10 protein-coding genes are annotated in these 10711 nt (G+C 69.7%); 3 read left to right on the forward strand and 7 right to left on the reverse strand.

Annotated elements, in window-relative coordinates; genetic code table 11:
- The first annotated feature begins 147 nt into the window (after positions 1-147).
- A complete protein-coding gene (locus CV755_RS10175) occupies positions 148-543 on the forward strand; it encodes a sporulation protein (protein ID WP_109279849.1) in 396 nt (131 codons plus the stop codon).
- Between the two features lie 12 nt (positions 544-555).
- On the opposite strand, the gene CV755_RS10180 is transcribed toward CV755_RS10175, so the two are convergent.
- From CV755_RS10180 to CV755_RS10195, 4 genes are read right to left on the reverse strand one after another with little or no spacing between them, the layout of a single operon-like run.
- Entirely contained in the window at positions 556-1335 is a 780-nt protein-coding gene (locus CV755_RS10180) for an SDR family NAD(P)-dependent oxidoreductase (RefSeq protein WP_109279850.1), read from the reverse strand.
- On the reverse strand, positions 1332-2579 hold the full coding sequence (locus tag CV755_RS10185; RefSeq protein WP_241561096.1) for a kynureninase: 1248 nt from the start codon (positions 2577-2579) through the stop codon (positions 1332-1334). The genes CV755_RS10180 and CV755_RS10185 overlap by 4 nt, the downstream gene beginning before the upstream one ends.
- The gene (locus tag CV755_RS10190) at positions 2576-3460 is read right to left on the reverse strand and encodes a tryptophan 2,3-dioxygenase (RefSeq protein ID WP_109279852.1); all 885 of its coding nucleotides are present in this window, start codon (positions 3458-3460) and stop codon (positions 2576-2578) included. The genes CV755_RS10185 and CV755_RS10190 overlap by 4 nt, the downstream gene beginning before the upstream one ends.
- Positions 3457-4086, reverse strand: a complete 630-nt coding sequence (locus CV755_RS10195; protein WP_153068635.1) for a DUF6875 domain-containing protein — start codon at positions 4084-4086, stop codon at positions 3457-3459. Before CV755_RS10195 ends, CV755_RS10190 begins: the two co-directional genes overlap by 4 nt.
- Positions 4087-4440: 354 nt before the next feature.
- Here CV755_RS10195 and yczE point away from each other — a divergent pair, with 354 nt between their 5' ends.
- Positions 4441-5055 (forward strand): membrane protein YczE, encoded by a 615-nt coding sequence (yczE, locus tag CV755_RS10200; protein ID WP_109279917.1) that lies wholly within the window; start codon positions 4441-4443, stop codon positions 5053-5055.
- A gap of 13 nt (positions 5056-5068) precedes the next feature.
- On the opposite strand, the gene CV755_RS10205 is transcribed toward yczE, so the two are convergent.
- The 3 genes from CV755_RS10205 to CV755_RS10215 all read right to left on the reverse strand — a co-directional run bounded on the left by CV755_RS10205 (position 5069) and on the right by CV755_RS10215 (position 8260).
- Positions 5069-5692: a L,D-transpeptidase family protein gene (locus CV755_RS10205; protein WP_109279854.1), complete on the reverse strand. Its 624-nt coding sequence runs from the start codon at positions 5690-5692 to the stop codon at positions 5069-5071.
- 136 nt (positions 5693-5828) lie between these two features.
- The gene (locus CV755_RS10210; protein WP_109279855.1) at positions 5829-6581 is read right to left on the reverse strand and encodes a MerR family transcriptional regulator; all 753 of its coding nucleotides are present in this window, start codon (positions 6579-6581) and stop codon (positions 5829-5831) included.
- A 152-nt stretch (positions 6582-6733) separates the two neighbouring features.
- Complete coding sequence (locus tag CV755_RS10215) at positions 6734-8260, reverse strand: M1 family metallopeptidase (RefSeq protein ID WP_109279856.1); 1527 nt, start codon at positions 8258-8260, stop codon at positions 6734-6736.
- Positions 8261-8502: 242 nt separating this feature from the next.
- Here CV755_RS10215 and CV755_RS10220 point away from each other — a divergent pair, with 242 nt between their 5' ends.
- On the forward strand, positions 8503-10410 hold the full coding sequence (locus CV755_RS10220) for a Xaa-Pro dipeptidyl-peptidase (protein WP_109279857.1): 1908 nt from the start codon (positions 8503-8505) through the stop codon (positions 10408-10410).
- Positions 10411-10711: the final 301 nt, after the last annotated feature.

The following is a 10711-nucleotide window of genomic DNA, read 5'->3' on the forward strand; positions in this document are numbered from 1 at the left end:
CGAATGTACGGCGGGGGGTGGGGCGATGGCTGCGGTAACGGGTAACTCTTTGGTCCCGCAGGGATGTTCAGCGGCCATCGCCGGAATCGCATCGGCCCAGCCCCGTATCCTCGGTACCGACTACCCGCCACCCCGGAGGTATTTCCGATGACCGGCTCGGACGCAACGGACCAGTCCGTCGCCCAAACCGACGCGGCAGCAGCCCTGATGGAGCGTGTGGCCGGACAGCTCGGCAGCCGGGCCTCGGCGGCGGCCGTCTTCGGTGAACCCGTCACCAGCGACGGGATCACCGTCATTCCCGTCGCAGAGTTCGGCCTTGGATTCGCCGGGGAAATGGGCCCCGGAGCCGCCGGCACCGGCAACGGAAGGGGCGGAGCCGGTGCCCGTCCCCGGGGCTATATCGAGATCAAGGACGGCACCGCCACCTACAGACCCCTCCCGGCCCCATGGGCGAATGCCGTCGTGCCGCTCGCCGCCCTTCTGGCGGGAGCCCTCGTCCCCTCGCTCGTTCGCCGTCTCGCCGGGCGCCGCTGGAAGCCTTGACCGCCGCGGCGGTCAGTGCAGATACGACCCCCCGTTGAGATGCAGCACCGCCCCCGTGGCGAACTCCGCCTCCGGGGAGGTGAACCAGGCGACCGCGGAGGCGATTTCGGCGGGGTCGGCGATGCGGCCCAGGGGGTGCTGGGCGAGGACGAAGCGGGCGGTGGCGGGGTCGTCCAGGAGCGGGGCGGTGAGGTCGGTGCGGGTGAAGCCGACGGCCAGGGCGGCTACTGCGATGCGGTGCGGGCCCAGGGAGACCGCCAGGGACTGGGCCAGGGCGTGCAGGCCGGCCTTGCCGGCGCCGTAGGCGGGGACATCCGGTTCGCCCCGGTAGGCGCCACGGGAGCCGATCATGATGATGCGGCCGCCGGCCGGGCCCTCGGGGCGGTGCAGCAGATGGTTCACCACGCACCAGGTGGTGTTGGCGGCGGCCAGCAGATTGACGTTCAGATGGTCCTGCCACATCCGCTGCCACTGGGCGTAGGAGGTGGTGCCGATGGGGTGTTCACGGTAGATCCCGGAGTTGTTGACCAGGATGTCCAGGCCGCCGAGGCCGTCGATGGCCTCCTCCACGACCCGGGAGACGGTGCCGGGGTCGGTGAGGTCGCCGGTGACGGTGAGATGGCCGTCGCCGGGAAGGGAGCGGGTCACCGCCTCGCCCGCCTCGGTGTCGGTGCGGCAGTGCACCGCGACGGCCGCGCCCCGGGCCGCCAGGGCGGTGGCGATGGCGGCGCCGATGCCGGTCGGGCGGGAGGCGCCGGTGACCAGGGCCCGGGGGCGGGATTGCGTGCTCAACCTGTCTTCCTCTCATGCCGGATGGTGACGTCGCGGATGCGGGCGATGGCCCGGGGCAGGTCGGTGAAGCGGGTGGAGAGGGGCGCCGGGGTGATGCGGATGCGGTCGGGGAGGGAGTGATCGACGAAGACCCCGGCGGCGGCGAAGAGGGGGACCAGCTCGCGGGCGGCGCGGTGCTCATAGGTGAGATGGGCGCCGCGCTGGGCCGGATCGGGCGGGCCCGCCAGGCGGAAGCCATGGGGGAGCAGTTCCCGCTCGGCCAGTTCCTGGAAGAAGGCGGTCAGGGCCAGGCTTTTGGCCCGTACCCGGTCCATGCCCGCCTCGGCGAGCAGATCGAGTCCGGCGCCGATGGCGGTCAGGGAGAGGACGGGGGGACTGCCGGTGAGAAAGCGGCGGATGGTGGGGTCGGGGTCGTAGCCGGGACGCATGGCCAGTTGCTCACGGTGGCCGTACCAGCCTTGGATGGGCTGGGTGGTGAGGTCGTGCAGGGCGCGGCGGACATAGAGCAGGGCGGGCGCGCCCGGACCGGCCATCAGGTGTTTATAGGTGGAGCCGGCGGCGAAGTCGGCACCGCAGGCGTTGAGTTGGATGGGCACGGCGCCCACGGCATGGCTGAGGTCCCAGAGGATCAGAGCGCCGGCCGAGTGCACGGCCTCGGTGACCGCCGCCATGTCCAGCAGGGCCCCGGAGCGCGGGGAGACCAGGGAGAGGCAGACCACGGCGACGGTGTCGTCCAGGGCGGCGCGCAGGGTGGCGAGGTCCAGGCCCTGGTCGATATCGGTGTGGATGGTGCGCAGTTCGCCGCCGGCGTCGGCGGCGACTCCGGCCAGGACATAGCGGTCGGTGGGGAAGTTGTCGTCGTCCACCACCACGGTGGTACGGCCGGGACGGGCACGCAGCGCGGCCACGGCCAGTTTGTAGAGGTTGACGCTGGTGCAGTCACCGGCCACCACCTCGCCCGGCTCCGCCCCCAGCAGCACCTCGGCGATTCTGTCCCCCATGCGCTGGGGCAGGTCCAGCCACTGGGTGCGGGCCTGGGCCAGATTGTCGCCCCAGCCGCCGCGTACCAGCTCGTCCAGGAGGGCGGGGGTGGCGGACGGAAGGCGGCCCAGGGAGGCGCCGTTGAGGAACAGGGCGTCCTCGGGGACGGGGTGGAAGCGGTCACGGAAGGGGGCGAGGGGGTCGGCCGCGTCCAGCCGGCGGGCCCGGTCGAGTTGGGGGAGCGGATGGCTCGTTGTGGTCACAGCAGTCCCCTGGCAGTCCATAGTTCCGGGAAGAAGCGGTGTTCGCTGATGCGGCGCAGCCAGGCCACGCCCTGGGTGCCGCCGGTGCCCGGCTTGAAGCCGATCACCCGCTCCACGGTGAGCAGATGGACGGACCGCCAGCGGCACATTCCCTCGGCGATGTCCATCAGGGCCTCGGCGAGCAGGAAGAGGTGATCGGTGGGGCCGCTGTCGCGGTAGACCTCCGCCCAGGCCCGTTCCACCCGTTGGTCGGGCCGGTAGGGGCGGGAGAAGTCGCGGCGCAGGAGTTCCGGCGGGATGCCGGCGCCCCGGCGGGAGAGCAGGGCGAGGGCGGCGTCATAGAGGCTGGGGGAGTGCAGGGCCTGTTGGACGGCCTCGTTCACCTGGGGCACCTTGCGGTGCGGGCGGGCGAGTTCGGGGACCTTGTTGCCCAGGACGTACTCCACCATGCGGTACATATACGACTGGAAGCCGGAGGCCTGCCCCAAGTGGTCGCGGAAGGCGTTGAATTCGTTGGGGGAGAGGGTGCCGAGCACATCCCAGGAGGAGACCAGCAGGTCCACCACCCGGCGGGAGCGGCGCAGGGCCCAGACGGCCTGGGGGATGTCGTCGTCGTCCAACAGGCCCCGGACGCGCACCATTTCCTGGTATATCAGCTTGAAGAGGAGTTCCTTGACCTGCCCGAGGATATAGAAGGTGAGCTCGGCGGGTTCCGTGGAGCGGGGGTGCTGCAGACCGAGCAGAACGGTGATGCTCTGGTAGTCGATGTACGGGGTGCTCCGGCCGTCGAAGTCCAGCAGCGGGGCGCCGCCGGTGACCTGGGAGGTCGCGGCACGGCCGGCGTCACTGCCGAGGCCCAGGTCCGGGGGAGTGCTGGTCACTGGTCTCCTTTGTCCTGCTCCTCGCCCCAGGTCCGTTGGGCCTCGGCGAAGAGCTCGGCGAACAGCGGATCGGGCACGCTCCCGGTGCGGTAGCGCGCCCCGTAACGTGCGCGGTAGGCGGCGAACCACCCGGGGTCGGTGTGCAGGAACATCACATCGTGAAAGGCCATATGGCGCAGCGCCAGCATGGGAACGGGAGAGCGGGAGACCATGAACTCCCGGTTGCGGGCGGCGCGTTCGTCGCAGGCGGCATGGAACTGGCCCAGCATCAGGCCACGGTGGGCCAGTTCGGTCTTCATCCGGGCATGGGCCTGGTCCAGCAGCGGTAATCGGTCGTCGGCCAGCCCCGGTAACACCACTACCAGGGCGTGCAGAGTACGGTTGCGGCCCTGCCAGGCCATGGTGTCGAAGGTCTCGGTCATCCGGTGGACGATCTCCACCAGGCCGCCTGTGTCGATATCCGGGGCGACCGGCCACACCCGGGTTTCCAGGGTGCCGGCCTTGATGGCGGGTTCCACAAAGGGGCACACCGGCCCGCTTCTGCCGATGTGCTGGTGGGAACGGGTCAGATAGTCCTGGAACCACCGGCGGGCGATTTCCAGTGCGTGGGCCGGCGGTGAGTCCACCGCCGGAGCGTGGTGATGAGCCATGGCTGCTGCCACCCCCGTGTCCGTCCCCGCTCACCCGGTGGTGGCGGGGGCAAGGTCAGACTCATGGCAGGGGACGGTTCACCGGGAGGCGCTTCCGCGACAAAACGGTGATCGTGTGGGGCGGGAGGGTGTGGTGTTTGCCAGCATTCGCCCGTCGAACGGATCTTGCCGGGATATCCGGGGGATCACGGATTATGCCGCTGACAAGCGATGCTCAGGTGGTGGCCGGTAATCACCCTTGTGGGTGCTCGACAACTCCTTGAGTTGTCCTGGGTCAAGGCAACAATGAGGACACCCTTGGCTTCGCCCGCTGCCCGGAGAGTGGCCACCATGAATCTCACCCGCCGCCTGGTCCATCTCTACGCGGGGCTCGCCCTGTTCGGCTTCAGCGTGGCCCTCCAGCTCCGGGCGGCGCTGGGCCTCAGCTCCTGGGATGTCTTCCACCAGGGGGTGGCCAGACGCACCGGGCTGTCCATGGGCACGGTGGTGATCCTGGCATCGCTGGTGGTGCTGTTGCTGTGGATTCCGCTGCGGGAGCGGCCCGGTGCCGGGACGGTCTCCAATGTGCTGCTGGTGGGGCTGGGCATTGACCTCACCCTGCGCCTGCTGCCCGAGGCGCAGGCACTGGCCGTCCGGATCCCCTTGCTGCTCACCGGGATCGTCCTCAATGGACTGGCCACGGCGCTGTATATCTCGGCGCGGATGGGGCCGGGCCCGCGCGACGGTCTGATGACGGGGCTGTGCAGACGGACCGGGCGCCCGACTCGCTGGGTGCGGACGGGAATTGAGCTGGTGGTGCTGGCGGTCGGCTGGCTGCTGGGCGGGTCGTTGGGGGTGGGGACGGTGCTGTACGCGCTGGCCATCGGGCCGCTGATCCAGCTCTTCCAGAGGATGATCACCGTGCCCGGTGCGGCGGTGGCCGCCGCCGCACCGGGCAAGGAGTGAGGGACGGGTCCGGCTAGTCCACGTACAGCTTGCCCGGATGCGGGTAGTTGGATCGCAGACCCTGGAGCTCACGGATGTCATGCGGGCTGAGCTTTATGCAGCCGTTCGAGCGGTAGTCGCCGGTCCAGTGGTACGGGCCGCTGCCCTGGTTGCCGTTGGGCAGCATCTTGCTGTGGATGAACAGCTCGGTCCGCCATTTGCCGGTGTGGCACTGGTGGTTGCCGATGTCCCAGGCGATGCCGTTGACGCCGTGCGGCCCGCCGTTGTGGTGCGGGTAGTAGGTACCGATGTTGTAGGTGCCGTTGGGCAGCCAGCCCTGGCCGGTGGCGCAGGTGTCCTTGCTGCCGTTGCCGGAGCCCGCGCGCCAGGTCGCTATGGTCCAGCTGCGGACATGGTCCGGGTTGGACGCCTGGACATAGATGAACCGGAGCTGAGAGTTCAGCGGGTTGGAACCCTTCTTGAACTCCAGATAGGTGTAGTTGCCGCTTGCCGCCTGTGAGGTGGCGGCCGGTGCCGGTGCCTTCGCCGGTGCGGCCCCGGCGGCCGCCGGTGCCAGTGCGATGGCGGCGGCCGGCAGTACGGCCATCGCCGCCAGCTTGCCGCCCAGGTGCTTCTTCCGTTTCCGCAGCATAAGCATGGAACGTGCCTCCCCCGTGATCCCGAAGGTTGGTTGGGTGGTCCTGTGCCTCAGAAGCTACGGAAGGATACGCGCGGTGGCGTCCCCCTCGGGGTTGATTGCAGTGCAACATGCGCCTTAGCACCCGTAGATCTTCTCAACCCCCTGCGGTACGCGGGGCGTTGTCCGCCTCATAGGTCATGCGCAGTTCCTCGTTGAGCGAGCGCTGGAAGGCGGTCACCAGGGCCTGCACCACCAGGGGCTGCATATGGGCGGAGAGCGTCTTCATGGTCTCCACCTGTTCGGGGTCGTCCGATTCGCGCTCGCGGTAGGGCCCCCACACCTCCGTATGGAAGATCCGGGTCAGTTCACAGGCCGTGGCGCGGGCATGGTCCAGCAGGACCTCGCGGGCGGCCAGAATGGTGTCCAGGCTCATCGGGAGGTTGAGCAACCGGAGCCCCACGCCCAGCAGTCCGGGGTCGGCCCGGAAAGTGCCGTCGGGGTTGCGCGTCAGGACGTTCATGGCGGCCAGCCGCTCCAGGTCGTCCTCGCTCAGCGGGCGGCCGGCCCGGCGCTCCAGTTGGGCGAGGGTGGTCTCCTCGGGCTGGTCCGGGACCCAGGAGGCCACCACCGCACGGTGGATGGCCAGATCAAGCTCGCTGAGGTCCTCCGGGAGCCGCTGGACATAGCGCTCGATGGCGGCCAGGGTCAGGCCCTGGTGCTGGAGTTCCTCGATCAGGGCCAGCCGGGAGAGATGGCCGGGGCCGTAGTGGCCCACCCGGCGCGGGCCCAGCTCCGGTGGCGGCAGCAGGCCGCGGGTGCCATAGAAGCGGATGGTGCGTACGGTCACTCCGGCGCGGGCGGCCAGTTCGTCGATGGTGAGGCGGGGTTCGCCGTTTTCCTGGGCCATCGCTGATGCCTCGCTCCGTTCCGTTCCGCGTGCTCGCCGCCCCTAACAGTAGGAGTGTGCCAGCGGTGTTGTCCCACCGCGGCCGGGGCGGGGAAGCGGCGGGCCCGCCGTACCGGTGCGGTACGGCGGGCCGGAAACGACTCCGCGCGGAGTCAGTGGCGGTGCGATTCCTGGATCTGCTTCCAGGACTTGGGCTGGGTCGGCTTGACCGAAGCGGCCAGGCCCCGCTTGGCGCTGGGGGTGTTGTTGGCCGGAACGCCAATGCCCCACTTGGCGGCCTCGGCGGCCGAGGGCTTGGCGGTGGTGAACAGCCAGGTGTCGAAGAGCTCCTGAAGCGGCTTGCCGGAGACCTTCTCGGCATAGCGGGTGAAGTCCTGGACCGAGGCGTTGCCATAGCGGTTGGCGGACGTCCAGCCCTTGAGGATCTCGAAGAAGACCTTGTCGCCGACCTGGTTGCGCAGCGCCTGGAGGGCGATCGGGCCCCGGTCGTAGACCGCCTCGTCGAACTGCTTGTCCGCGCCCGGGTCACCGGGCTTGACCGTCCAGAAGGGGTCCTCGGCCGGGTGGAGGCTGTAGATGTAGTCGGCGAGCTGCTGGGCGGTGCCCTCGTTCTCCTTCTCCGACCACAGCCACTGGGCGTAGGAGGCGAAGCCCTCGTTGAGCCAGATGTCGCGCCAGTCCTTGACCGAGACATTGTCGCCGAACCACTGGTGGGCCAGTTCGTGCACCACCACCGAGACATTGGCGCCCTTGGCGAACTGGGCGGGGCTGTAGAACGGCCGGGTCTGGGTCTCCAGCGCGAAGTGCGTGGGGACATTGGGCACATAGCCGCCGACCGCGGTGAAGGGGTACGGGCCGAAGACCGTGCTCTCCCAGTCGATCACCTCGGAGCTGCGCTCCACGCTGGCCTTGGCCGAATCGTAGTTGTCGCCCAGGTCCTTGCTGTAGGCGTTGACCACCGGCAGGCCATTGGCGGTGGTGTCGGTGGTGATGTCGAACCTGCCCACCGCCAGGGTGGTCAGATAGGTCGCCTGCGGCTTGGTGGAGCGCCAGTTGTAGCGGGTCCAGCCCAGCTTTGAGGACTTGGCGGCGAGCACACCGTTGCTGATGGCCTGGACGTCGTCGGGCACCGAGACCGAGATGTCATAGGTGGCCTTGTCCAGCGGGTGGTCATTGCTGGGGAACCACCAGGCCGCCGACTCCGGTTCCTGGGCCGCCACCCCGCCGTCCGGGGTGTGCTGCCAGGCGGAGAAGCCGGCCACCTTCACCTGGGAGGGGACGCCGCTGTAACGGACCACAATGGTGAAGGACTTGCCCTGGGCGAGCGCGGCGGCCGGGGTGATCTCCAGTTTGTGCACCCCGGACTTGGCGAAGGCCGCCTTCTTCCCGTTGACCAGCACCTCCTTGGTGTCCAGCAGGAAGTCCAGGTCGAACCGGGAGAGGTCCTGGGTGGCGGTGGCGGTGAGGGTGGCCGTACCGTCCAACTGGTCGGTCTTCGGCTGGTACTTCAGCCGCAGGTCGTAGTGCGAGACGTGGTAGCCGCCGTTGCCGGCGTCCGGGTAGTACGAGTCGCCGATGCTCGGCGCGCCCGGCTTGGGCTCTGCGGCCGAGGCGGGAACGGCCAGCAGCAGAAAGGCGGCGGCAGCGGCGGCGCTCGGAACCAGGAGTCTATGACGCACAGGACACTCCAACTCTTCGGGGGCGGAAGATCGTTCGCTGACCGGAGCCTATGTACTCACCTCAACCACCGGAATGTCCATGGCCATTCACGTCATGCGATCGACATGCGGCCGACATGGACGGGTCCGGGGCAACAAGTCCTTGCGCCTTACCCTTCTGTTACGGGAGTTGACGCGCGTACCCTCCGCCCGTGCTGAAAGTTGCGCGGGACACCCGCATATCCTGGACAGCCCTTGTCCTGATGGCCGTTGCCGCCCTGCTGGCGGTGTTCGCCGCACCGCCGGGCATGGCGCGGGCGGCGGCGGCCGGAGGACGGGGCGGTGAGAGCAGACCCGTCTACTCCTATGACCGGGCCATCAGAGAGACGGTGTGGGTGCAGGCCCCCACCGCGGCCGGTCACCACGACCGGGTGGCCGTGGACATCATCCGGCCCCGGGAGGCGGCCGAGCGGGGCCGCAAGGTCCCGGTGATCATGGACGCCAGTCCGTACTACTCCTGCTGCGGGCGCGGCAATGAGAGCCAGAAGAAGACCTATGACGCCCAGGGCCGGCCGGTCCAGTTCCCGTTGTTCTACGACAACTACTTTGTACCGCGCGGCTATGCGGTGGCTCTGGTGGACCTCGCCGGAACCAACCGTTCCGACGGCTGTGTGGATGTCGGCGGCCGCTCCGATGTGCAGTCGGCCAAGGCGGTGATCGACTGGCTCAACGGCCGGGCGCGCGGCTATGGTTCGCGCTCCGGGGGCCGGGCGGTCAAGGCCGGCTGGACCACCGGCGCGGTGGGCATGATAGGCAAGAGCTGGGACGGCACCATCGCCAACGGGGTCGCCGCCACCGGGGTGCGGGGCCTGAAGACCATTGTGCCGATCAGCGCCATCAGCTCCTGGTACGACTACTACTTCGCCAAGGGCGCCGCGCTCTATGACGGCGGGCCCGACGAGCTGGCGGGCTATGTGGAGAGCCCGCAGGCCAAGGCCGGCTGCCAGGCCGTCCAGCGGAAGCTGGCCGAGGGGGCGCCGCGCAACGGCGACTGGACCGGGCTGTGGAGCGAGCGCGACTATGTGCGCGACGCGGTCAGGGTGCGGGCCAGCGTTTTCGCCGTGCATGGCATGCAGGACCTCAATGTGCGCACCAAGCACCTGGGGCAGTGGTGGGACGCGCTGGCCGCGCATGGGGTGCAGCGCAAGATCTGGCTGTCCCAGACCGGGCATGTGGACCCCTTCGACTACCGGCGCGGGGCCTGGGTGCCCACCCTGCACCGCTGGTTCGACCACTATCTGCTGGGCTATGACAACGGCATCGAGCATGAGCCGATGGCCGATGTGGAGCGCTCGCCCGATGTGTGGTCCACCGACCGGGTATGGCCGCCGGCCGGCACCCGGGCCACCACGCTGCGTCCGGTGGCGGGCACCGTGCCCGGGGTCGGCGGGCTGGGCGTCAAGACCGCGCCGGGCGGGGCCACGGCGGGCTTCACCGACGACCCCAAGCGCGGTGAGAGCGACTGGGCGGCCGCCATCGACCAGCCGACGCCCGACAAGGCGGCCTTCCTCACCCGCCCGCTCGGCCATGATCTGCGGCTGTCCGGCTCGTCCACGGTGACCCTGCGGGTCACGCCCTCCACCGGCTCGGCCCATCTGTCGGCGGTGCTGGTGGACCTGGGGCCCTCGGTCATCCGCAATTACGCGGCGGACGGCGAGGGGATCACCACGCTGCCGGAGAAGGAGTGCTTCGGGAGCGGCAACCCCGGTGACACCGGTTGCTTCCGGCGGACCGCGGCCGATGTCCAGCGGGTGGACCGGACCGTCTTCAGCCGGGGCTGGGCCGATCTCGGGCACTATGGGCCGGACGGCAAGGGGCGGGTGATCACGCCGGGGAAGTCCTACACGATCACGGTGGACCTGGCCGCCACGGATCATGTGGTTCCGGCGGGGCACCGGCTGGGGCTGGTGATCGCGGGCACGGACGCGGGTCTGATCGTGCCGGCCGCGAGCACTCCCCGGGTGAGTGTGGATCTGCGTCACACCTCGGCCCGGCTGCCGTTGGTGGGGGGATACCGGGCGCTGGCACGGGCCCTGGGCGGCACCGCGCCGTCCCCGAGCGCCGGCTCGCCGGGCGCGGTGGGGATTCCGCGGCTCAGCCGGCTGCCGTGACGCGGGGCGCTCCGCGGGGGTGAGGGCGCGGCCGTGGCCGGTCGCACGGTTCCCCGCGCCCCCGGCGGGGCGCCTGTCCCTGGCGAACGGCCGGTCACCCCGGCGCTGACCGGGCTCACTCGTTCCGGCGGCATCCATCCGGATGAGGGGACCGCCGAAAACAACCTGAGAAAATGGCCAACAGTTTCCCAAGCGATCAACGGGGCCGGAGTGCTTGAAAGCCGCAGTTTTTCCCTGGAGGCGCCCCTAACGGCGGAGAAACAGCGGTCGTGAGGCTCGTACAGTGTCTGTTCGATTTACA

Source organism: Streptomyces orinoci (assembly GCF_003121295.1).
Lineage (GTDB): Bacteria > Actinomycetota > Actinomycetes > Streptomycetales > Streptomycetaceae > Streptomyces > Streptomyces orinoci.